At 69.8% G+C, this 22,456-nt stretch carries 18 protein-coding genes; 14 read left to right on the top strand and 4 right to left on the bottom strand.

Annotation, left to right across the window (positions count from 1 at the left end):
• Position 1: 1 nt before the first annotated feature.
• The 3 genes from secF (at position 2) to ETD85_RS36485 (ending at position 4,381) form a co-directional block, all read left to right on the top strand.
• Positions 2 to 994 carry a protein translocase subunit SecF gene (gene secF, locus ETD85_RS36495; protein ID WP_138694383.1) on the top strand — a complete coding sequence of 331 codons (993 nt, stop codon included), beginning with the start codon at positions 2 to 4 and terminating at the stop codon, positions 992 to 994.
• A 488-nt stretch (positions 995 to 1,482) separates the two neighbouring features.
• Entirely contained in the window at positions 1,483 to 2,001 is a 519-nt protein-coding gene (locus tag ETD85_RS36490) for an adenine phosphoribosyltransferase (RefSeq protein WP_138694382.1), read from the top strand.
• Positions 2,002 to 2,188: 187 nt separating this feature from the next.
• A complete protein-coding gene (locus ETD85_RS36485; RefSeq protein WP_138694381.1) occupies positions 2,189 to 4,381 on the top strand; it encodes a RelA/SpoT family protein in 2,193 nt (730 codons plus the stop codon).
• Positions 4,382 to 4,776: 395 nt separating this feature from the next.
• Here ETD85_RS36485 and ETD85_RS66085 read toward each other — a convergent pair whose 3' ends face one another.
• The 3 genes from ETD85_RS66085 to ETD85_RS36465 form a co-directional block, all read right to left on the bottom strand.
• Positions 4,777 to 5,868 carry a cupin domain-containing protein gene (locus ETD85_RS66085; protein WP_240779658.1) on the bottom strand — a complete coding sequence of 364 codons (1,092 nt, stop codon included), beginning with the start codon at positions 5,866 to 5,868 and terminating at the stop codon, positions 4,777 to 4,779.
• A gap of 168 nt (positions 5,869 to 6,036) precedes the next feature.
• Positions 6,037 to 7,266: a DUF349 domain-containing protein gene (locus ETD85_RS36470; RefSeq protein ID WP_138694380.1), complete on the bottom strand. Its 1,230-nt coding sequence runs from the start codon at positions 7,264 to 7,266 to the stop codon at positions 6,037 to 6,039.
• A gap of 62 nt (positions 7,267 to 7,328) precedes the next feature.
• Positions 7,329 to 8,198: a peptidylprolyl isomerase gene (locus tag ETD85_RS36465; protein WP_240779657.1), complete on the bottom strand. Its 870-nt coding sequence runs from the start codon at positions 8,196 to 8,198 to the stop codon at positions 7,329 to 7,331.
• Between the two features lie 138 nt (positions 8,199 to 8,336).
• On the opposite strand from ETD85_RS36465, the gene ETD85_RS36460 reads away from it, so the two are divergent.
• From ETD85_RS36460 to aspS, 3 genes are read left to right on the top strand one after another with little or no spacing between them, the layout of a single operon-like run.
• Positions 8,337 to 9,017: an MBL fold metallo-hydrolase gene (locus ETD85_RS36460; RefSeq protein ID WP_138694378.1), complete on the top strand. Its 681-nt coding sequence runs from the start codon at positions 8,337 to 8,339 to the stop codon at positions 9,015 to 9,017.
• Positions 9,017 to 10,276 (top strand): histidine--tRNA ligase, encoded by a 1,260-nt coding sequence (hisS, locus tag ETD85_RS36455; RefSeq protein ID WP_138694377.1) that lies wholly within the window; start codon positions 9,017 to 9,019, stop codon positions 10,274 to 10,276. Before ETD85_RS36460 ends, hisS begins: the two co-directional genes overlap by 1 nt.
• Positions 10,273 to 12,009 carry an aspartate--tRNA ligase gene (gene aspS, locus ETD85_RS36450; RefSeq protein WP_138694376.1) on the top strand — a complete coding sequence of 579 codons (1,737 nt, stop codon included), beginning with the start codon at positions 10,273 to 10,275 and terminating at the stop codon, positions 12,007 to 12,009. Before hisS ends, aspS begins: the two co-directional genes overlap by 4 nt.
• Positions 12,010 to 12,122: 113 nt before the next feature.
• Here the strand turns inward: aspS and ETD85_RS36445 are convergent, their stop codons facing one another.
• Positions 12,123 to 13,022 carry a peptidylprolyl isomerase gene (locus ETD85_RS36445; RefSeq protein ID WP_138694375.1) on the bottom strand — a complete coding sequence of 300 codons (900 nt, stop codon included), beginning with the start codon at positions 13,020 to 13,022 and terminating at the stop codon, positions 12,123 to 12,125.
• 167 nt (positions 13,023 to 13,189) lie between these two features.
• Between ETD85_RS36445 and ETD85_RS36440 the strand changes: the two genes are divergently transcribed.
• From ETD85_RS36440 to mltG (ETD85_RS36405), 8 genes are all read left to right on the top strand, one after another.
• Positions 13,190 to 13,672 carry a DUF2231 domain-containing protein gene (locus ETD85_RS36440; RefSeq protein WP_138694374.1) on the top strand — a complete coding sequence of 161 codons (483 nt, stop codon included), beginning with the start codon at positions 13,190 to 13,192 and terminating at the stop codon, positions 13,670 to 13,672.
• A 246-nt stretch (positions 13,673 to 13,918) separates the two neighbouring features.
• On the top strand, positions 13,919 to 15,256 hold the full coding sequence (locus ETD85_RS36435) for a replication-associated recombination protein A (protein WP_379507072.1): 1,338 nt from the start codon (positions 13,919 to 13,921) through the stop codon (positions 15,254 to 15,256).
• A gap of 238 nt (positions 15,257 to 15,494) precedes the next feature.
• Positions 15,495 to 15,887, top strand: coding sequence for a DUF948 domain-containing protein (locus ETD85_RS36430; protein ID WP_138694372.1), 393 nt, complete (start codon positions 15,495 to 15,497; stop codon positions 15,885 to 15,887).
• Positions 15,884 to 16,117: a hypothetical protein gene (locus ETD85_RS36425; RefSeq protein WP_138694371.1), complete on the top strand. Its 234-nt coding sequence runs from the start codon at positions 15,884 to 15,886 to the stop codon at positions 16,115 to 16,117. Before ETD85_RS36430 ends, ETD85_RS36425 begins: the two co-directional genes overlap by 4 nt.
• Before the next feature lie 26 nt (positions 16,118 to 16,143).
• Positions 16,144 to 18,819: an alanine--tRNA ligase gene (alaS, locus tag ETD85_RS36420; RefSeq protein ID WP_138694370.1), complete on the top strand. Its 2,676-nt coding sequence runs from the start codon at positions 16,144 to 16,146 to the stop codon at positions 18,817 to 18,819.
• Positions 18,820 to 18,829: 10 nt separating this feature from the next.
• Complete coding sequence (gene ruvX, locus ETD85_RS36415) at positions 18,830 to 19,309, top strand: Holliday junction resolvase RuvX (RefSeq protein WP_138694369.1); 480 nt, start codon at positions 18,830 to 18,832, stop codon at positions 19,307 to 19,309.
• Positions 19,306 to 20,556, top strand: a complete 1,251-nt coding sequence (gene mltG / locus ETD85_RS36410) for an endolytic transglycosylase MltG (protein WP_240779656.1) — start codon at positions 19,306 to 19,308, stop codon at positions 20,554 to 20,556. Before ruvX ends, mltG (ETD85_RS36410) begins: the two co-directional genes overlap by 4 nt.
• 211 nt (positions 20,557 to 20,767) lie before the next feature.
• Complete coding sequence (gene mltG, locus ETD85_RS36405; RefSeq protein WP_138694368.1) at positions 20,768 to 21,919, top strand: endolytic transglycosylase MltG; 1,152 nt, start codon at positions 20,768 to 20,770, stop codon at positions 21,917 to 21,919.
• Positions 21,920 to 22,456: the final 537 nt, after the last annotated feature.

Below are 22,456 nucleotides of genomic sequence, written 5' to 3'. Positions count from 1 at the left end.
GATGGGATTGGGGCGTCGCCTCTACCGCGGCGAGATCGACGTCGACTTCGTCGGCAAGTGGAAGCTCTGGTACAGCCTGTCCGGCTTCCTGCTGCTCATCTCGCTGGCGGGTCTGCTGATCAACGGGCTCAACCTGGGCGTGGAGTTCACCGGCGGTTCGGTCTTCTCGTTCAAGGCGCAGACGGCCAACATCGAGCAGGTGCGGGCCGCGTTCCAGGACGAGGGCGTGCACCAACCGATCGTGCAGACGGCCGGCGACCGCTGGCGGGTCACCACCGAGACTCTCTCGGAAAGCACCATGAACCAGGTGCAGACCGCCATCGCCAAGGACTTCAGCGTGCCCACCAACCAGGTCGACATTCAGTCGATCGGTGCGTCCTGGGGCGGTGAGGTGTCGCAGAAGGCCTGGATAGGCCTGGGCGTGTTCATGCTGGCGATCATCCTGTACCTGTCGATGGCGTTCGAGCCGAAGATGGCGCTGGCCGCCATCGTCGCGCTCATCCACGACCTCGTCATCACGGCCGGCGTCTACGCCTGGTCCGGCTTCGAGGTCACGCCCGCGACGCTGCTGGGCTTCCTGACCATCCTCGGTTATTCGCTCTACGACGCGGTCGTGGTGTTCGACATGATCAAGGAGGTCACGGCCAAGCTGGGACACACGTCCAAGCAGACCTACTCGATGGCGGCCAACAACGCGCTCAACCACACGCTGATCCGGTCCCTGAACACGTCGCTGGTCGCGATCCTGCCGGTGGCGGCGATCCTGTTCATCGGCACCACGCTGCTGGGCGCGGGCACGCTCAAGGACCTGTCGCTGGCGCTGTTCGTGGGCATGATCGTCGGCACCTACTCGTCGCTGTGCGTGGCCACGCCGCTGCTGGTGACGCTGAAGGAGCGGGAGCCGAAGTACCAGGCCATCGCCAGGAGGCTCGCCTCCACGGGGGCCGGCAAAGGGGCGAAAGGCTCCAAAAGCGCGGCCGTAGCCAAGGGTTAGCCCGCGGCCGGCGGCCGGTAGCCGGGTACCCGGTAGCCACAGCTTCATCCGACGACGCCCTCACCCTTCCGGGGTGGGGGCGTCGTCGTGTGCGGGCGTGAGAGGCGTTCAGAGCGTCCGGGAGCTCCAGGTGGTGCAATGGGGTCGGTCAGGGCGTCCGGCGTCGTACAGGACGTCCTGGAGTGCGCAGGAATGTGCCTGAGAGGTCTCGGGTGGCGGTGTGGCCCGGATGGCCCGGGCGCGGCCCCTGGATGGTGCAGCCTCCGGAGGTGCCCGCCGGACGACGCGGGCCGTAGGATGCGCGCCGAACGATGCGGGCGGGAGGATGCGCACCGGGCGATGCGCCGTGGACGATGCAGGCCGGGGGATGCGGTTTTCCGACGGTGTGGTTCGTGCGGTGCGGTTCGTATGGCGCCTGGAATGCACCATCATGGAGCGCGGCAGACGGCCGGCGGAGTAGGCCGGTGGAGAAAAGCGAGGGAATCCCCATGAGTGAGCTGACGGAGCTGATCCTGGATCGGATCAGGGACGTGCCCGACTACCCCAAGCCGGGTGTGCTGTTCAAGGACATCACCCCGCTGCTGGCCGACCCGGTCGCGATGGCGGCGGTGGTGGACGCGTTGGCCGGGCTCAGCCAGGTGGACAAGATCGTCGGTATCGAGGCACGCGGGTTCATCCTGGCCGCTCCGGTGGCATATCGGGCGGCGGCCGGATTCGTGCCGGTACGCAAGAAGGGGAAACTGCCCGCCGAAACCCTTAAAGAGTCCTACGATCTGGAATACGGCTCCGCGACCATCGAGGTCCACCGTGACGCCTTCACTCCCGGCGACCGGGTTCTCATCGTCGACGACGTGCTGGCCACCGGTGGCACCGCGAAGGCCACCGTGGAGCTGGTGGAGCGGGCCGGAGCCGAGGTCGTCGGCATCGCCGTGCTGATGGAGCTGGCCTTTCTCAAGGGACGGGAGCGGCTGCCGGGAGTGGAGCTGCACTCCCTCGTGATCGTCTGAGCCCGGCCCGCTACGGTCCAGGTACGCCACCTGGATACACTGGGGGATCTGGACTCGAACGTGAGGAGCCATTGCGTGAGGAGTCTGTGTGCCCCGTGATGTGGTCGCGCCCGACGTAACCGACTCCGGCAATGCCGAGGCGGCAGGCGTTCCAGCGGTGCGCCGAAGGCGTTTTGGGGGTGGGGCCATGAATCCGGTGCTGGAGCCGTTGTTCCGCACGGTTCGGGCCACCCACCCCAAGGCCGACCTGCGCCTGATCGAGCGCGCCTACGACGTCGCCGCCTACCACCACCGCGACCAGAAGCGGAAGTCCGGCGACCCGTACATCACCCACCCGCTGGCCGTGGCGACGATCCTGGCCGAGCTCGGCACCGACGACGAGACGTTGTGCGCGGCGCTGCTGCACGACACGGTGGAGGACACCGCCTACAGCCTCGACGAGCTGCGTGGTGACTTCGGCGACACGATCGCATCCCTGGTCGACGGGGTGACGAAGCTCGACAAGGTCAAGTTCGGCGACGCCGCGCAGGCCGAGACCGTGCGCAAGATGGTCGTGGCGATGTCCCGCGACATCCGTGTGCTGATCATCAAGCTGGCCGACCGGCTCCACAACATGCGCACCATGCGCTACCTCCCCGAGCACAAGCGCCACCAGAAGTCGCGCGAGACGCTGGAGATCTTCGCCCCGCTGGCCCACCGCCTGGGCATGAACACGATCAAGTGGGAGCTCGAAGACCTCGCCTTCGCGATGCTCTACCCCAAGCGTTACGACGAGATCGCGCGCATGGTGTCGGAGCGGGCGCCGCGCAGGGACCTGTTCCTGCAAGAGGTCATCGAGAAGGTCTCCGGCGACCTGCGCGAGGCGAAGATCCGCGCGGTGGTCAAGGGCCGGCCCAAGCACTACTACTCCGTCTACCAGAAGATGATCGCCCGCGACGTGGCGTTCGACGACATCTACGACCTGGTGGGCATCCGCGTCCTCGTCGACAGCGTGCGCGACTGCTACGCGGCGCTCGGCACCATCCACGCGCGGTGGAATCCGGTGCCCGGGCGGTTCAAGGACTACATCGCGATGCCCAAGTTCAACATGTACCAGTCGCTGCACACGACGGTGATCGGTCCCGAGGGCAAGCCGGTGGAGCTGCAGATCCGCACCCACGGGATGCACCACAGGGCCGAATACGGCGTGGCCGCCCACTGGAAGTACAAAGAGGAGGTCGGCGCCCCCGGCCCCACGGGCAAGGTCAAGCCGGGCAGCGACATGGCCTGGCTGCGCCAGCTTCTCGACTGGCAGAAGGAGACCTCCGACCCGGGCGAGTTCCTCGAGTCGCTGCGCTTCGACCTGTCGGTCTCCGAGGTCTACGTGTTCACCCCGAAGGGGCAGGTCATCGCCCTGCCCGAGGGGGCCACGCCGGTCGACTTCGCCTACGCCGTGCACACGGAGGTGGGCCACCGCTGCATCGGCGCGCGGGTCAACGGGCGCCTGGTGCCGCTGGAGTCCCGGCTCGGCAACGGTGACACGGTGGAGATCTTCACCTCCAAGTCGCCCGACGCCGGGCCGTCGCGCGACTGGCTGAAGTTCGTCAAGTCGGGCCGGGCCCGCAACAAGATCCGGCAGTGGTTCTCCAAGGAGCGCCGCGAGACCGCGATCGAGGCGGGCAAGGAGGCCATCGGCCGCGCCATGCGCAAGCAGGGGCTGCCGCTGCAACGGCTGATGTCCGGCGAGGCGCTGCTCGCGCTGGCCCGCGACCTGCGCTATCCCGACGTGTCCGCTCTTTACGCGGCCGTGGGGGAGGGGCACGTCGCCGCCCAGGCCGTCGTGCAGAAGCTGGTGGCCTCGATCGGCGGCGTCGACAGCGCCGAGGAGGACATCGCCGAGACGTCGCTGCCGACCCGGCTGCGCGGCCGTCCCCGCGGAGGTGGCGGCGCGGGCGTGGTCGTGGCCGGCGACGCCGACGTGTGGGTACGCCTCTCGAAATGCTGCACCCCCGTGCCCGGCGACGAGATCGTCGGATTCGTCACCCGCGGGCACGGCGTCTCCGTGCACCGGGGCGACTGCACCAACGTGCAGCAGCTCAAGACGCAGCCGGACCGGCTGGTCGAGGTGAGCTGGTCGCCCAGCGACGACAGCGTGTTCCTGGTGGCCATCCAGGTGGAGGCGCTCGACCGGCCGCGCCTGCTCTCCGACGTCACCCGTACGCTGTCCGATCAGCACGTGAACATCCTGAGCGCTTCCGTCACGACGTCACGGGACCGGGTGGCGGTCAGCAAGTTCACCTTCGAGATGGGGGACCCGAAGCACCTGGGGCACGTGCTGAAGGCCGTGCGCAGCATCCAGGGCGTCTTCGACGTCTACCGGGTGAGCGGCGCCGGCAGCTGACCGACTGAGCCGCCGGCCAGGCCGCTCCACGGTCTTGTCCCGAACCCCGCTCGCCGCGTGCGCTGCTCACCGCACCCCAGAGGTCCCCGTCCAAGCGGAACTCCTGGGTTCCGCGTGAGTGGGTCTGCGGGGTTCAGTCCGAGCGGGACTGCGGGAGCCCGCGTGAGCGGGTCTGCGGGGTTCAGTCCGAGCGGGAGCTGCGGGAGCCCGGGTGAGCGGGCCTGCGGGGTCCTGTCCGAGCGGGACTGCGGGAGCCCGCGTGAGGTGGCTTACGAGGCTTTCGCGTGAGCGGGGCTGCGAGGTCTCGTCCACAGCGGGACTGCGGGAGTCCCGCTCGGAGCGGGACCCGCCCGTAAAGACCGCCCGGAGACGTTCTTCGGTCACGTCGCGTCGGATCAGCGTCCCCGAAGGCTCGGCAGGTTGACCACGATGGCCTCCTGGGTGCTGCGCGCGATCACCACGACGGCCTCCTGCGCCGGGTCGGGATTCTCCTCGCGGTGCGGCACGTACGGCGGCACGAAGACGTAGTCGCCGGGCTTCGCGTCGATGCGCACCTCCCGGTCCTCCTCCAGGAACACGAACGACGGCGTGCCGCTGACCACGTAGATCGCCGTCTCGGACGCCCCGTGGTGATGGTCCGACGAGCGGGTGGCGGGGGAGACGTGCGTCTGGCCCATCCAGAGCCGCGCGGACCCGGCCGTGTCGCCGCTGATCGCGGCCAGCCGCCGCATGCCGGAGCTCTGCGCCGTATCGCCTGAGAGCTCCCCAGCGGCGATGTGACGCAGCGGCTGGTGAAAGGGGTCGCCCTCGGCCCGGTAACCCTCCCAGAGGCGCCCTCCCGCCCGCTCCAGCACGTCCGAGGCGACGGCGGCCAGGCGTACGGGATCCTCACGGGCGGAGAGCAGCTCGTCGGCGAGCAGCGGGTCGTAGGCGCGCAGCTCCCGCAGCAGCCACTTGCCGCTCCCGTGCCACCTGCGCCCCACGCTGAGTGCCAGGCGGGCGGTGTCCTGGACCAGCCCCCAGCGGATGAACGCCTGCTCGCCCGGATCGGTCGCCCCCGACAGGTCGTCCAGGAGGTCCGACACGGCGTATCGGGCGCGTTCGACCTGCGTGTCGCTGATGTCGACGGGGCCGGCGGACAGCCGCTCGCCCAGCGCGCTCTGCAGGTCGCTGGCCCGCCCGCCCGTCCTGTCGGCCAGCACCGCGCCCTCGGCGCACATGCGGGCCAGGCTGGGCTGCCGCCGGCCGAAGTCCTCGTCGAGATAGGCTTCCAGGCTGCTCTCGCTGTGCACGAACAGCTCGACCGGCCAATCGCGCCAGCGCAGGGACTCGCGGTAGGGGGTGGTCAAGCCGTCGAGCACCACCACGACGTCGAGGTCGGAAGTGCTGGTGCGGCGCTCGGTGAGCACGCTGCCGCCGACGAAGGCGTACAGGGCGCCAGGGAACATCTCCTCGACGAGGGCACGCGCGTCGCTGACGGGATCCATGTCCGACAGCCTAGATCTCAGGCGCCGTCGCGCGCCGCCCGATTCGGCGACCGTGTTCGACGGCCCTGTTCGACGGCCCTGTTCGACGGCCCTGCTGGACGGCGGGGCGCGCGGAAGGGCGAAGGCCCGTGCCCGGTGAGAGGCCCGTCCGGGGCCCTCCCACCGGACTCAGCTGAACTCGGTGAGCGTGCGCTCGGCCTCCTCAAGCCAGGAACGGCGGGCGATCAGGGCCTCCTCGGCCTCCTTGACGTCCTTGGCCCGCCCGGCGGTCTGCGCCTTGGCCAGCCGCTTCTCCAGCTGCTCGATCGAAGTGCGGAGCTGGTCGACCGTGCTCTGCGCACGGGCTCTGGCCTCGGGGTTGGAGCGCTTCCACTCGGCGTCCTCGGCCTTGCGCACGGCCTCGTCCACCTTGCGCAGCCCGCCCTCGAGCCGGTCGCGCTGCTCGCGCGGCACGGGACCGGCGGCCTCCCACCGCTCCAGGATGTGCCGCAGCGCCCCGCGGGCCGTGCGCACGTCGGTGACGGGGAGGATCTTCTCGGCCTCGGCCAGCAGCTCCTCCTTGATCTCCGCGTTGGCGGCCAGCGAGGCGTCCCGCTCGGCGAACACCGCGGAACGGGCCTGGAAGAACTGGTCCTGGGCGCCCTTGAAGCGCGCCCACAGCTCGTCCTCGGCCTCGCGCGAAGCCCGGCCGGCGCTCTTCCACTGCTGCATCAGCTCGCGGTAGATCGCCGCCGTCGCGCCCCAGTCGGTGGAGTCGGCGATGGCCTCGGCCTCGGCGACGATGCGCTCCTTGGCGGAGCGAACGCCCTCACGCTGCTCGTCGAGCCCGGCGAAGTAGTGCTTGCGCCGCTTGGCGAACGCCGTGCGGGCGGCCGACAGCCGCTTCCACAGCGCCGCCTCGGTGACCCTGTCGATGCGGTCGGCGGCCTTCCACTCCTCGACGAGCTGGCGAAGCCGCTCACCACCCGACTTCCAGTGGGTGGTCTCCTCGGCGATGCGCTCGGCCTCGGCGACGATGCGCTCCTTGACCGTCCTGGCCTCCGCGCGCGCCTGCTCGCGCGCCGCCTTGACCTCCTCGCGGCGCTGGCCGACCAGCTCCGTCAGGCCGTCGAGCCGGGCCGTCAGCGCGGCCAGGTCACCGACGGCGTGGGCGTCGGCGACGGACTCGCGCAGCTTGGCGATGTTCGCCTCGGCCTGTGCCGGAGCCAGGTCGGTGCCCTTGAGACGCTGCTCGAGCAGCTGCACCTGGCCGGCCAGCTCGTCGTATTTGCGATGGAAGTAGGCCAGTGCCTCTTCGGGTTCACCGGCCTGCCAGGAGCCGACGGCCCGTTCTCCCTCAGCCGTACGCACGTAGACGGTGCCGTCGTCGTCTACCCGGCCCCACGGGTCGGTGCTCACCGTGTCCTCCCGCACTATCCATCAGACCCTTCGGGACTACTTCGTCCCTAGTTTGTATTACGTCAGCTCTTGCCGGCGATTGTCACGTCTTTGATTTCGACGGTTTGCTTCGGTGCCCCAGTCCCGTCTCCCATGTCGGCGATGACGCCTGCTTTGTTGACCTTGTCCAGGATGTCGAGACCCTTGGTGATCGTACCCACCGGCGTGTAATCCGGGGTGAGCCCGATGTCTCCGTATACGAGGAAGAACTGGCTTCCGGTGCTCCCGGGCGCCGAGGTCTTGGCCATCGCCATCACGCCGCGCTTGTACGTGGCGCCCTGAAGGTTCTCCTCGGCCATCACGTAGCCGGGGCCGCCCGAGCCGTCCTGGCTCTTGCCGTCGGCCTTGGCCGTCGGGTCGCCGCACTGCAGCATCGGGAACTTCTCGCTGCCGAGCCGGTGGCACTTGCTGCCGTCGTAGTACTTCTTCTGCGCCAGGTGCACCAGAGAGTTCGTGGTGCACGGCGCCTTGGCGTTGTCGAGCTCGACCACGATGTCGCCCTGGTTCGTCTTGAACGTCATCGTCTTCTTGGCCGGCGTCGTCTTGACCTCCTTCGGCGGCAGGCCGACGTCCTTGATCTGGCCGCCCGCCGTGTCCTTGACGTAGTCGCAGGTGCCGGTCTTCGCGTCGTACGGCTTCGGCGCCGCCGCGGGCGCGGCCGTGGCGCTCTCCTGGGCGGACGCCGTGGGCGACGCGGCCGCTTCCGTCTGCGGGTTGCCCCCGCCCAGCAACGCGACCGCGGCCACGATGCCGCCGACCACGATCACAACGCCCACGGTGGAGCCGATGATCGCCGTGCGCTTGGCCTTCTGCTCGCGCTCGATGCGGCGCTGCATCTGCCGCTCGTGGTGCTCGCGAGCCAGCTGCTTCTGCCGGTCCTTCCCCGTGGCCACCGCTTTGCCTCCCATAGTCAATCAACTGAGGTGGGCGAATCGTATCGGCCAACGGGTAATGATTCGCAGCCCGGCGACCCGCACCGGTACCCTTCGGTTACATTCCCATTGGCTTTTCGACGAGATCACCTGAGGCAGATGCTCATCGCCGGCTTCCCCGCAGGGGCCTTCCAGACTAATTGCTATGTCGTCGCGCCTGCCGCCGGCGAGGAATGCGTGATCGTCGACCCAGGTCAGGACGCCACGGACGGGGTCGACGAGCTGCTGCGCGAGCATCGGCTCAAGCCGGTCGCGGTCCTGCTCACCCACGGGCACCTCGACCACGTCTGGTCGGTCGCCCCGGTCTGCGGCGCGCGTGACGTGCCCGCGTGGATCCACCCCGACGACCGCCACCTGCTGAGCGACCCGGGCGCGGGCTGGTCCGGCACCAGCGCCTCGATGTTCGCCGGCCTGACGCTGAGCGAGCCCGACGACGTGCGCGAGCTGTCCGACGGAGCCGTGCTCCAGCTCGCCGGCCTGGAGCTCGTGGTCGATCACACGCCTGGCCATACGAGGGGGTCGGTGAGTTTCCGGCTGCCCGGCGACGAGATTCTCTTCTCGGGCGACCTGTTGTTCGCCGGCTCCATCGGACGCACCGACCTTCCGGGGGGCGACTATCCGACGATCCTGCGCAGCCTGGCTACCAAGTGCCTGCCGCTGCCTGACGATACGGTCGTCCTGCCGGGTCACGGCCCACAGACCACGATCGGCCGCGAGCGCGCAACCAACCCATACTTGAAAGAGGCGGCGCCGCACGCCGGTCCCACACGAGGGATCTAATGAGCTTCCAAGCACCGAAAGGCACCTTCGACTGGCTGCCTCCCCGCTCCGAGCGGGTTCTGGCCGTACGCGAGGCGCTGGTCGCGCCCCTGCGCCGCGCGGGATACGGCTACATCGAGACGCCTGTCTTCGAAGACACACAGTTGTTCGCCAGGGGCGTAGGTGAGTCGACCGACATCGTCTCCAAGGAGATGTACACCTTCCCCGACAAAGCGGGCCGCTCCCTGACGCTGCGCCCCGAGGGCACGGCCTCGGTCGTGCGCGCGGTGCTGCAGCACAACCTGCACAACGGCCAGCTCCCGGTAAAGCTCTGGTACTCCGGGAGCCAGTTCCGCTACGAGCGTTCCCAGAAGGGCCGCTACCGCCACTTCTGGCAGGTCGGCGCGGAGGCCCTCGGCTCGGAGGACCCGGCGCTCGACGCCGAGCTGATCGTGCTCGCCGCCCACGGCTTCGCCACGGTCGGCCTCAAGGGCGTCCGGCTGCTGATCAACTCGCTGGGCGACAAGACCTGCCGGCCCGCCTACCGCGCGGCGCTGCAGGAGTTCCTGCGCGGGCTCGACCTCGACGAGGACACCAGGGCGCGGATCGACATCAACCCGTTGCGGGTGCTCGACGACAAGCGGCCGGAAGTGCGCGCCCAGCTCGACGGAGCGCCCCTGGTCGTCGACCACCTGTGCGCGGCGTGCAATGCCTACCACGAGGAGGTCCGCAGCCTGCTGAGCGCCTCCGGCGTGGCCTTCGAGGACGACCCGCGCCTGGTGCGCGGGCTCGACTACTACACCCGCACCACGTTCGAGTTCGTGCACGACGGTCTCGGCTCGCAGTCCGCCGTCGGCGGCGGCGGCCGCTACGACGGGCTCAGCGAGATGCTCGGCGGCCCGCCGCTGCCCAGCGTCGGGTGGGCGCTCGGCGTCGACCGCACGTTCCTGGCCATGGAGGCCGAGGGGTTGCTCGACGAGAGCACGGAGTCGCGCCTCCAGGTGTACGGTGTCCCGCTGGGTGACGACGCCCGCCGCCGGATGTTCCTGCTCATCAGCGAGCTGCGCGAGGCGGGCGTCAGCGCCGACATGGCCTTCGGCGGCAAGGGGCTCAAGGGCGCGATGAAGGGCGCCGACCGCTCGGGAGCCGCGTACGCGCTGATCCTGGGCGAGCGTGACCTCGCGGCCGAAGCCGTGCAAGTGAAAGACCTGACCACCGCTGAGCAGACCGAGGTGCCTCTGGCCCAGGTCGTAGACGTCTTGAAGGGGAAAGTGCAGTGATCCGCACGCATACGGCCGGGTCGCTCCGCGAGGAGCACGCCGGGCAGCAGGTGACGCTCGCAGGATGGGTGGCCCGCCGCCGTGACCATGGCGGCGTGGTCTTCATCGACCTGCGTGACGCCTCCGGCTCGGCGCAGGTGGTCTTCCGCGAGGAGGACCACGCCCACGACCTGCGCGCCGAATACTGCGTGCGGGTCGTCGGCGACATCAGGGTGCGCCCCGAGGGCAACGCGAACCCCGACCTGCCCACCGGGGCCATCGAGGTCGTCGCCGAGCGCGTCGAGGTGCTGAGCGAGTCCGCGCCGCTGCCGTTCCCCATCGAGGGCAACGTGGGCGTCTCGGAGGAGGCCCGCCTCAAATACCGCTATCTCGACATCCGCCGCCAGCAGGTGGCCAACGCCATGCGTACCCGCTCCAAGGCCACCTACCTGGCCAACGAGGTCATGCACGAGCTGGGCTTCGTCTACGTCGAGACGCCGACGCTGACCCGCTCGACGCCCGAGGGCGCCCGCGACTTCCTGGTGCCCGTACGCCTGCAGCCGGGCAACTGGTACGCGCTCCCGCAGTCGCCGCAGCTGTTCAAGCAGCTCCTGCAGGTGGCCGGCCTGGAGCGCTACTACCAGCTCGCCAAGTGCTACCGCGACGAGGACCTGCGGGCCGACCGGCAGCCGGAGTTCACCCAGATCGACGTCGAGATGTCCTTCGTGGACCAGGAGGACGTCATCGAGGTCGGCGAGAAGCTGATCGGCCGGCTGTGGCGGGAGATCGCCGGCTACGAGATCCCGACGCCGCTGCCGCGCATGACGTACGCCGACGCGATGGCCCGCTACGGCTCCGACAAGCCGGACCTGCGCTTCGGCCAGGAGCTGGTCGAGATGACCAGCTACTTCGCCGACACCACCTTCCGCGTCTTCCAGGCCGACTACGTCGGCGCCGTGGTCATGCCGGGCGGCGCCTCGCAGACCCGCAAGGAGCTCGACGGCTGGCAGGAGTGGGCCCGCTCGCGCGGTGCCAAGGGCCTGGCCTACGTGCTCGTGCAGGAGGACGGCACGCTCGGCGGCCCCGTCGCGAAGAACCTGTCGGAGGAGGAGATCTCCGGGCTCGCCGCCAAGGTCGGCGCCGAGCCGGGCGACGCGGTCTTCTTCGCGGCAGGGGCGAGGAGCGCCTCGCGCGACCTGCTCGGCGCGGCCCGGCTGGAGATCGGCCGCCGCTGCGGGCTGATCGACGAGTCGCAGTGGTCGTTTCTGTGGGTCGTGGACGCGCCCATGTTCGAGGAGGACGGGGAAGGCGGCTGGACGGCCGTGCACCACCCGTTCACCGGGCCCAAGCCCGAATGGGCCGACAACTTCCAGGACCACCCGGGCGAGGCCCTGGCCTACGCCTACGACATGGTCTGCAACGGCATGGAGATCGGCGGCGGCTCGATCCGTATCCACCGCGCCGAGATGCAGCAGCGCGTGTTCGACGTGCTCGGCATCTCCAAGGAGGAGGCGGAGAGCAAGTTCGGCTTCCTGCTGGAGGCGTTCAAGTACGGCCCTCCGCCGCACGGAGGCATCGCCTACGGCTGGGACCGGATCTGCATGCTGCTGTCCGGCGGCGACTCGATCCGTGACGTGATCGCGTTCCCGAAGACGGCCTCCGGCTTTGACCCGCTCACCGCCGCGCCCACGCCGATCACGACCGAGCAGCGCAAGGAGGCAGGCGTCGACGCCAAGCCGAAGGCCGAGGTGTAACGCCGCCGTCCCGGCCGGCTGGCCGGCCGGGACTCGCTCAGGTCGGGAGATCCGGCCCGTACAACGTGAAACGGCAGGCACCCGCTCGGGTGCCTGCCGTTTCGGCGTGGCCGCTACTTGAGCGTGACGCGCTTGATGATGATCGGGTTCTTCGGCGCGGTGGAGCCGCCGTCCCCGGTGATGTCGTCCGGGTTGGTGAGCAGGCCGTCCTTGGCGACCTTCTCGATGATCTCCAAGCCGGACGTGACCATGCCGAGCACCGAGTAGTTCGGCTCCAGCTGCACGTTCTCGTCCGACAGCGAGATGGCGAACTGGCTGCTGTTCTGCCCGGCCGCGTCGAGGGGCTGGGTCAGGAACACCACGCCCCTGGTGTAGGGGATGGTCCCCGCGGCCTCGTCGCCGAACACGTAACCCGCCGTGCCCTGGCCGTCCGTCGGGTTCTTGCCGTCGGCCTTGGCCTGCGGGTCGCCGCACTGCAACAGGAAGATGCCGGCCGTCTCGGGAGTCACGAGCCGGTGGCACTTGGTGTTGTCGTAGAAGTGCTTCTTCGACAGGAACGACATCGAGTTGACCGAGCACGGGGTGGCGTTCGGGTCGACCTCGATGACGATGTCGCCGTGGTTGGTGCTCACGGTCATCGTCGAGAGCTTCAGGTTGGGCCGCTTGCCCGGCAGGCCCACGTACTTGTTCGGTACCGAATCGTCACGCTTGTACTTGCAAGAGATCTCGCTCGCCTTCCTCGGCGCGGCGGTGGTCGGCAGCTCCGTCGGCCCGGTGGGCGACGGTGAGGCCGAAGCCGAGGCGGAGGGGGAGCTGGCTGCCGCCGCCGGATCCGTCTTGTCGTTGTTGACCAAGGTGGTCGCGGCGAAGATGCCGCCCGCGACCACGACCACGGCCACGCCCGCGCCGATGAAGGTGTTCCGCCTTGCCTTGGCGGTCTGATCGGCTGCGCGCTTCTCCTGCCGCTCCTTGTGCTCCCGCGCCAGGTCGCTCTGGCGGTCGTCGCCGCTCACCGCTTGTCTCCTTCATTTTGCCGACACATGACCAAACAACTCGCCGAATGCTACCGGCCATCGATATGTGCCGGACGTAAGTGACCAAAGCCGTCCCTGTGGCACAAGTGATCGCGAACCATATCGTGCTGGGATGCGTAGTTGAAATGAGCACTAAGGAGCGCCTCATGTTCGACCAGATCCTGGGCCTGCCGGCCCATCCCCTGATCATTCACTTCGCCGTGGTGCTGACCCCGTTGCTCGTCGTCATCGCGGCGGCGTACGCGCTGCTGCCGCGCTGGCGTACGCACGTCACGTGGGCGGTGGTGCTGCTCTCCCTGGCCGCGCCCGCGGCGGTCTTCGCCGCCAAGGAGAGCGGCGAGAGCCTCAAGTCGGCCCGCTTCGCCACGGCGGACGGCGAGCTCGGAGCCCGGATCTCCACCCACCAGAGCTTCGCCAACCCGCTGCTGCTGTCGGTGCTCGGGCTCGCGGTGGCGGCGCTGCTGCTCGTGTACGCCACCCACCCCGCCCGCGACTCGGTCGGCGGCGACCGCTTCGGCCGGCCGGTGACGCTGGGCCTGTCGGCGCTGACGCTGGTCCTGGCCGGGGTGGCGGGCTACTTCGTCTTCCAGGCGGGCGACTCCGGCGCGAGAGCCGTCTGGGGCTCGTAGCCCGCTCCGCCGGAACACCCGGGGCCTGGTGCGAGTGCACGCGTGCGGGCCGCTGGGGCCTGCCGTGCGTGCTGGTGCGCGGGCTGCTGGGACCTGCCACGGGTGCTGGAGCGCGGGACGCTGGGGCCGGCCGCGGGTGCGGGCGTGCGGGACGCTCCGGCCTGTCCCACCGTGTAATCTCGCGTTGTGGATAGCCTGTTCGATTCGGCGGCTGAGGAGGCCACCCCGCAGCCCCTCGCGGTGCGGATGCGCCCGCGCAACCTCGACGAGGTGATCGGCCAGCGGCACCTGCTCGGCCCCGGCACGCCACTGCGGCGGCTGGTCGAGAGCGAGGCTCCGATGTCGCTGTTCCTCTGGGGGCCGCCGGGCACCGGCAAGACCACCCTCGCCTACGTGGTCTCCAACGTCACCAAACGCCGCTTCGTCGAGGTCTCGGCCGTGTCCGCGGGCGTCAAGGACGTACGCGCGGCCATCGACAACGCCCGGCGCGAGCTGGGCATGAGCGGCCGGCAGACCGTGCTGTTCGTCGACGAGGTGCACCGCTTCAACAAGGCCCAGCAGGACGCCCTGCTGCCCGCGGTGGAGAACCGCTGGGTGACGTTCATCGGAGCCACTACCGAAAACCCGTTCTTCTCGGTGATCTCGCCGCTGCTGTCGCGCTCGCTGCTGCTCACGCTGGAGTCCCTGTCCGACGACGACGTGCGCGCGGTGCTGGAGCGGGCCGTGACCGACCCGCGCGGCCTGGGCGGCCGTGTCACGCTCGCGCCCGAGGCCCTGGAGCATCTGGTACGCCTGGCGGGCGGCGACGCGCGCAGGTCGCTGACGTACCTGGAGGCGGCCGCGCTCCTGACCGAGCCCGTGAAGGGCGCGCCTGCCGGATCCCCCCAGGAAGGGCCCTCCGGATCCCCTCAGGAAGGGGAGGAAGAGGCGTCCCCGGGGGAGCTCGTTCCCAGCATCACCGTCGAAGTGGTCGAGAAGGCCGTCGACAAGGCGGCCGTCCGCTACGACCGGCAGGGCGACCAGCACTACGACGTGATCAGCGCGTTCATCAAGTCCATGCGCGGATCCGACGCCGACGCGGCCCTGCACTACCTGGCCCGCATGATCGAGGCGGGTGAGGACCCGCGCTTCATCGCCCGCCGCATCGTCATCTTCGCCTCGGAGGACGTCGGCATGGCCGATCCCACGTGCCTGCAGACCGCCGTGGCCGCGGCGCAGGCGGTGCAGCTCATCGGGCTGCCCGAGGGGCAGATCAACCTGGCGCACGCCGTCATCCACTGCGCCATGGCGCCCAAGTCCAACGCGGTGGTCAAGGCCATCGGGGCGGCGATCGGCGACGTGCGGCGCGGGCTGATCGGGCAGGTGCCCGGCCATCTGCGCGACGCCCACTACCCGGGGGCGGCCAAGCTCGGCCACGGTGACGGGTACAAATATCCGCACGACTTCGAGCACGGCCTGGTCCGCCAGAACTACGCGCCCGAGCAGGTGCGCGAGCGGCGCTACTACGAGCCGACCCGGCACGGCGCCGAGGCCCCGGTGGCCGGCCGCTGGGCCAAGATCCGCGACTTTCTCCGAGGGACGTGACCCCGGCTCGCCCGGCTTGGCGCGAGGCGCCGCCCGAGCCGCCGCGGAGCCGTCGCCGGACACGGTAAAGGCTGGTCAAGCCGGAGATCGGAGCCGGTCGCGCGGCTCGGGCGCAGGGTCATGGAAGTGCCGGGATCCGGCGCGGCGGCCGGGCCGAGCCAGCCGTCCTCACTGAGGTTGTCACCTGGACGCGATAGGGTCTTGCCGTTCCGGCCCAGCTTACGAGGGAGATGAGCGGATGCTTACCGCTGGAGAGGTCGCCGGGCTGATCGCCGCCACGGGCTGGATAGTCCTGGTCTGCGTTCTCGCCATGGTGCTCGTCAAGCTCGCCAGGCTGCTCACCGAGACCACCAAGGCGGTCTCGGACCTCAACAACCGCCTGACGCCGCTGCTCGACGACGTGAGCGTGACGATCAACGAGACCAACAGGCAGCTGATCGCGGTCGAGGCCATCGCCAAGGACGTCAAGCAGGTCAGCGGGCACGCGGCCAAGCTCAGCGCGGTGACGCAGACGATCTTCACCGGGCCGCTGATCAAGGTGTCGTCGCTCGGCTACGGCGTGCGCCGCGCCATCGAGTCCCGCCGGACGCGCAGGCCCGTGCCGCGACCGGCGCAGCGGCGGCCGCGATGATCAGGCGGCTGTTCTACCTGTCGCTCGGCGCGTTCCTGGCCTTCTGGGTGATGCGCAGGCTGCAGGCGCTGCACCCCGACCACGTGGCCCGCAGGACCGCCGAGGGCGCCGCGGGCATGCTCCGGCGGGTGAGAGACTTTACCTCTGACGTGTTCGGCGAGGCCGCCGAGCGCGAAACAGAGTTGCGGACCCGCTTCGGGCTCGACAACCCTGATGACAGCAATCGATGACAACCAAAACGTAAAGGATGGCCACCATGGAGTCGGCAGAGATCGCCCGCCGCTTCCTGCGCTTCTTCGAGGAGCGTGGGCACAAGGTAGTGCCCTCGGCCAGCCTGATCGCTGAGGACCCCACGCTACTCCTGGTTCCTGCCGGTATGGTGCCGTTCAAGCCGTACTTCCTGGGGCAGCGCAAGCCTCCGGCGTCCCGGCTGGCCACCGCGCAGAAGTGTGTGCGCACCCCCGACATCGAAGAGGTCGGCAAGACCACGCGGCACGCCACGTTCTTCCAGATGCTCGGCAACTTCTCCTTCGGCGACTACTTCAAGGCCGAAGTGATCCCGTTCGCGTGGGAGCTGCTCACCCGCTCCGAGTCCGACGGCGGCTTCGGTTTCCCCGAGGACCGGCTCTGGGCGACCGTCTACCACGACGACGACGAGGCGTACGACATCTGGCGCAACCGCGTCGGCGTGCCCGAAGAGCGGATCCAGCGCCGCGGCCTGGAGGACAACTACTGGCACATGGGCGTGGCAGGCCCCGGCGGCCCCTGCTCGGAGATCTACTACGACCGCGGGGCCGAATACGGCAAGGAGGGCGGCCCCGTCGCCGACGAGGACCGCTACCTCGAGGTGTGGAACCTCGTCTTCATGCAGTACCAGCTCAGCCAGGTCCGCACCAAGGTCGACTTCGACGTGGCGGGCGAGCTGCCGGCGAAGAACATCGACACCGGCATGGGCCTCGAGCGCATGGCGACGATCCTGCAGGGCGTCGACAACCTCTACGAGATCGACACCACCTACAAGATCCTCGACCGGGCGGCCGAGCTCACCAAGACCCGCTACGGGCGCGACCACCGCGCCGACGTCAGCCTGCGGGTGATCGCCGACCACGTCCGCACCGGCACGATGCTGGTCGCCGACGGCGTCCTGCCCGGCAACGAGGGCCGCGGCTACGTCCTGCGCCGCATCCTGCGCAGGTCCGTACGCAACCTGCGGCTGCTCGGCTCCGGCGACGAGCGCTACATGCACGAGCTGACCGACGTCGCCATCAACGTCATGGGCGAGCAGTACCCCGAGCTCAAGACCGACGCGCCGCAGATCCACGGGATCATCGACGCGGAGGAGGCGAGCTTCCTCGGTACGCTCCGCACCGGCACCGCGATCTTCGACGTGGCGGTGGAGGAGACCAAGCGCAAGTCCGGCGCCACGATCCCGGGCGACCAGGCGTTCAAGCTGCACGACACCTACGGCTTCCCGATCGACCTGACGCTGGAGATGGCGGCCGAGCACGGGCTCAAGGTCGACGAAGAGGGCTTCCGCCGCCTGATGAAGGAGCAGAAGCAGGCGGCCAAGGCCGACGCGGCGGCGAAGAAGACCGGCAACGCCGACATCTCGGTGTTCGGGCAGCTGCTGGAGGCGGCCGGCAAGGTCGAGTTCCTCGGCTACGACCAGACCGAGGCCGACACGAGCATCGTCGGCGTCCTCGTGGACGGCGTCCCCGTCCCGTCGGCCGGCGCGGGCACGACCGTGGAGATCGTGCTCGGGCGCACCCCGTTCTACGCCGAGGGCGGCGGCCAGCTCGCCGACCAGGGCGTGATCCGCACCAGCGGCGCCGAGGTCGAGATCGTCGACGTGCAGTCGCCGATCGCGGGCCTCGTCGTGCACCGCGGCAAGATCCGCGCCGGCGAGCTGAAGGTCGGCGACGAGGCGCAGGCGGAGATCGACCTGGAGCGCCGCCGCGCGATCTCGCGCAGCCACAGCGCCACCCACCTCGTCCACCGCGGCTTCAAGAACGCGCTCGGCGAGACCGCGGCGCAGGCGGGCTCGGAAAACTCCCCCGGCCGCTTCCGCTTCGACTTCACCGCGGCGGGCGCGGTGCCGCAGAGCGTGCTGCGCGACGTCGAGGACGAGGTCAACGCCGTGCTCATCAACGACCTCAAGGTCAACGCCTTCTACACCTCCCAGGCGGAGGCCAGGGCGATGGGCGCGCTGGCGATGTTCGGCGAGAAGTACGGCGACGAGGTCCGCGTGGTCGAGATCGGCGACTACTCGCGCGAGCTGTGCGGCGGCACCCACGTCCACAGCTCCGGCCAGCTCGGCCTGGTCAAGGTGCTGGGCGAGCAGTCGGTCGGCGCGGGCGTGCGCCGCGTCGAGGCGCTCGTCGGCATCGACGCCTTCCGCTTCCTGGCGCGCGAGAGCGTGCTGGTCGCCCAGCTCACCGAGCAGCTCAAGGCGCGCCGCGAGGAGCTGCCCGAGCGCATCGAGGGCATCGTCACCCGGCTGCGCACGGCGGAGAAGGAGCTGGAGAAGGTCCGCTCCGCCCAGGTGCTCCAGGTGGCCGGCGATCTGGCCGCCCAGGCTCGTGACGTGCAGGGAGCCGCCGTGGTGACACACCGCGCGCCTGATGGCACCGGTGCCGATGATCTGCGTAAGCTCGCGCTGGATGTGCGTGGCAGATTCCCGGCCGACAGGCCGGCGGTCGTCGTGATCGCCGGTGCCCCCTCCGACCGGCCGGTGGTGGTTGCCGCGGTCAATGAGGCGGGGCGCGAGCGGGGGCTCAAGGCCGGGAGACTGGTCGGCGTCGCCGCCAAGGCTCTTGGGGGTGGCGGTGGCGGCAAGGACGATGTCGCGCAAGGCGGCGGCACACGACCGGAGGCGATCGGCGAGGCGCTGCGCCTGGTCGAGCAGGCCATCGCTGAACAGATCGCCGGATAGCCCGGCTGTCATGAGGTTCGGTTCACGGATCGGCGTGGATGTCGGCTCCGTACGCGTCGGCGTGGCCCGCAGCGACCCTTCGGGGCTGCTGGCCACGCCGGTGGAGACCGTACGACGCGGCAAGGGCGACGTCGAGCGCATTGCCGCGATCGTCGCCGAGCACGAGGCGATCGAAGTCGTGGTGGGGCTGCCCACCTCGCTGTCCGGCCGCGAGGGGCAGGCGGCGACGCTGGCGCGCGAGTTCGCCGTCAAGCTCGCGGCCCGGCTCGCGCCGACCCCGGTGCGGTTGTTCGACGAGCGGCTGACCACGGTGGCGGCGCAGCAGAGCCTGCGGGCCAGCGGCGTCAAGGCCAAGAAGCAGCGCGGGGTCGTCGACCAGGCGGCCGCGGTCGTGCTGTTGCAGGATGCGCTCGACTCCGAGCGTGCCACGGAGAGACCACCAGGCAGGCCCGTCGAACCGCCAACAGCGGCCGACGGACCTGCCTCATGAGCGGGCCGCAGGACGACAATCGCGACGACCGTGACGACCGCGGCGACGGCGACGACGTCGGCGACGTGATCCCGTTCCGCTCGGGAGACGCGGGCGAGGTCCACGATCCGGCGGCTGGGACGCCAAGCGGTGAGCCCGCCGCGGAGCCCGTGCCAGGGAGCGCGGCGGGGCAGGCCGGCGAGGAGGCGGAGGTCATCCCGCTGCCCGCCCGGCGGCACAGCGCCATGCGCAAGGCCGGTCTGCTGTCCGCGGGCCTGGTGGCCGCCGTGGTGGCGCTGGGCGTGGGGGCGATCACGGTCGTCAAACCGTACTTGAGTCCCGACGACTTCGACGGGCCCGGCAACGGCACCGTGACGGTGCGCATCGCGCCCGGCTCCAGTGCGGAGGCCATCGGCTCCGCGCTGGCCGAGGCCGGGGTGGTGGCGAGCGTGCGGTCGTTCGTGAAGGCGACCGAGGACCGCGCGGTGACCGACCGGCTGCGGCCCGGCCACTACCGGCTGCGCAAGGGCATGGCGGCGGGCGCGGCACTCGACCTGCTGCTCGCCCCCGCATCCAGGGTCGTGCGCCGGGTGACGCTGCCCGAGGGCATGCGCACGTCCGAGGTGCTGCAGCGCCTCGCCCAGAAGGCCGGGTTGCCGCTCAAGGAGTTGCAGAACGTCGACAAGGCTCTCGTCGGGCTGCCCGAATACGCCCGGGGGCTCGAAGGGTTCCTGTTCCCCGCGACGTACGAGATCGAGCCGGGGGACTCGGCGGTCGACGTGCTGGCGGCCATGGTGGAGCGCTTCGGCGCCGCGGCCCGGCAGGTGGGCCTGGTCGAGCAGGCCGCGCGGGTGCACCTGACGCCGCTGGAGGCCGTTACGGTGGCCAGCATGATCCAGGCCGAGGGCGGGACCGACGAGGACTACCCCAAGATCGCCAGAGTGATCTATAACCGTCTCAAGAAGAACACCCCGCTCGAGATCGACAGCACCGTGCTGTACGCCCAGAACCGCCGCACACTGCGAGTGACGGAGCGCGACACCAAGGTCGACTCTCCTTACAACACCTATCGCCATAAGGGACTGCCGCCGGGGCCGATCGCCAATCCTGGAGAGAAGGCGCTGATGGCGGCATTGAACCCGGCGGAAGGCGATTGGCACTGGTTTGTGACGACGGATCCGGCGCATAGAATCACCAAATTCACTGACGAAGAGAGCGAGTTCGTGAGATACCGGGAAGAGTTGAACAAGAACCTCGGGGCGAGCTGATGTCCGACGAGACCCCCTCTGTTCCTGCGCAAAAGCCCCAAAACGGGGCACGCGCCCTCTTTCCTTCCTCTAGCATGGCTACCCAGAGTGATCTCCGCCGGTTGCGGGAGCGTGCCCGGCGGTTCCCCCAGTTCCGCTCGGTGACCCCAGCCAGTTGGGCAGTTTCGCTTGACGACCGGCGGGCCGAACCGGGAGATTGGCCAGCGCATCTATGAACGATCTCGATCTGAACACTCTGCTCGGCGCCGAGGACGACGAAGGTCGCACCCGGCGCTCACGAGGCTCCGCCAAACGCGGCGGCCGCAGGCGGCGCAGGCGCCGCAACCGGGGCGGCTTCATCGCGCCGCTGCTCGCGTTCGTCGTGCTGGCGGGCATCCTGGGCGGCGGCGGCTACTACGGCTACCTGTGGCTCAGCGACGCGCTCGTGCCCGACGACTACACGGGCCAGGGCACCGGCGAGGTCGTCGTCGAGATCAAGGATGGCCAGAGCGCGTCGGAAGTCGCGCTGGAGCTGGAGCGGCAGGGGGTCGTGGCCAGCGCCAGGGCGTTCACCAACGCCATCGCCAACGCGAACATGAGCGACAAGCTGCAGCCGGGCTCGTACAAGCTGCGCAAGAGGATGTCGGCCGCCGGCGCGGTCGCGCAGCTCGTCCCCGGGAACCGGCTGCTCGCCACGGTGACGGTCAAGGAGGGGCTGCGCCTGTCCGACACCCTGACGACGCTCGCCAAGGAGACCGGCAAGCCCGTCAAGGAGTTCACCGCCGCGGCCAAGGACGTGGGCGAGCTCGACCTGCCGTCCTACGCGAAGAACAAGCTCGAGGGCTACGCCTTCCCCGCCACGTACGAGTTCCAGCCGAAGACCACTCCGGCGCAGATGCTGGCGGCGATGGTCAACCGGTTCAACCAGACGGCCGAGAAGGTGGACCTCACGGGCGGCGCCAAGGCCCTGGGGCACACGCCGCACGAGATCATGATCATCGCGAGCATCGTGCAGGCCGAGGCGGGACGGGCCGAGGACATGCCGAAGATCGCCCGGGTCATCTACAACCGGCTCGATCGCAAGCCGCAGATGAAGCTGGAGATGGACAGCACGATCATGTACGCGCTGAACAAGTACGGCACCGCGGCGACGATCGAGGAGACGAAGAGCAAGAACAAGTTCAACACCTACATGTACTACGGTCTGCCGCCCGGTCCGATCACGAACCCCGGGGATCACGCGATCGAGGCGGCGCTGAGCCCGGAGAAGGGTGACTGGCTCTACTTCGTGGCCACCGACCCGAAGAGCCCCGTCACCAAGTTCGCCACCACGGAGGCCGAGCGCCAGGCCCTCCTCGCCGAATACCGGCGGAACGGCGGCTGACCGGGGGTAACGACCCCATTCTTGTGGCTGCGCACGATGGGCCCCTCCCGTTGGCACGGGTGGGCGCCCATCGAGAGGGTGCTCTCCGCCAGCCGGCTGCGTGCGTGCCGTCTCACCGTGACGAGCGTCCGGTGGGGCGGCGCCGGGGTGTGGTGAGAGCGCGCCGGCCGACGTCGCAGGGGCCCGGGTGGCCTGGGCGCTCTCGCCGAGGTTGCTCCAAGCGGGGCGGCCGTCACCAAGGGCGCTCCTTCTAAGGTCGTTCGGGGCGGTACGGCCGTCGCGCCGGTCAGGTGTCCGGCCGTCTCGCGCAGGCGGGGGTTGCCGCTGCCCAGCCGGCTCCCTTCCGGGCCGGGCTCCTTTCCGGGCCGGGCTCCCTTCCGGGCCGCTCCCGCTCAGGCTGCTTTTCAGGGGTGGTCCTTTTCGGGCGCGTCGTCCCGCGATCATGCGCCGCGCGGCATGGCGTCGTGGATGCGGGGTGCTTGGGCAGGGGTTTCGGCGGCCGGTGGTTGCCGTAGGACGCGCCGTTCGGGGGTCGGC

This window comes from Nonomuraea zeae (assembly GCF_005889725.1).
GTDB lineage: Bacteria > Actinomycetota > Actinomycetes > Streptosporangiales > Streptosporangiaceae > Nonomuraea > Nonomuraea zeae.
The sequence above is the reverse complement of the archived record's forward strand: the minus strand, read 5'-3'. Positions and strand labels throughout refer to the sequence as shown.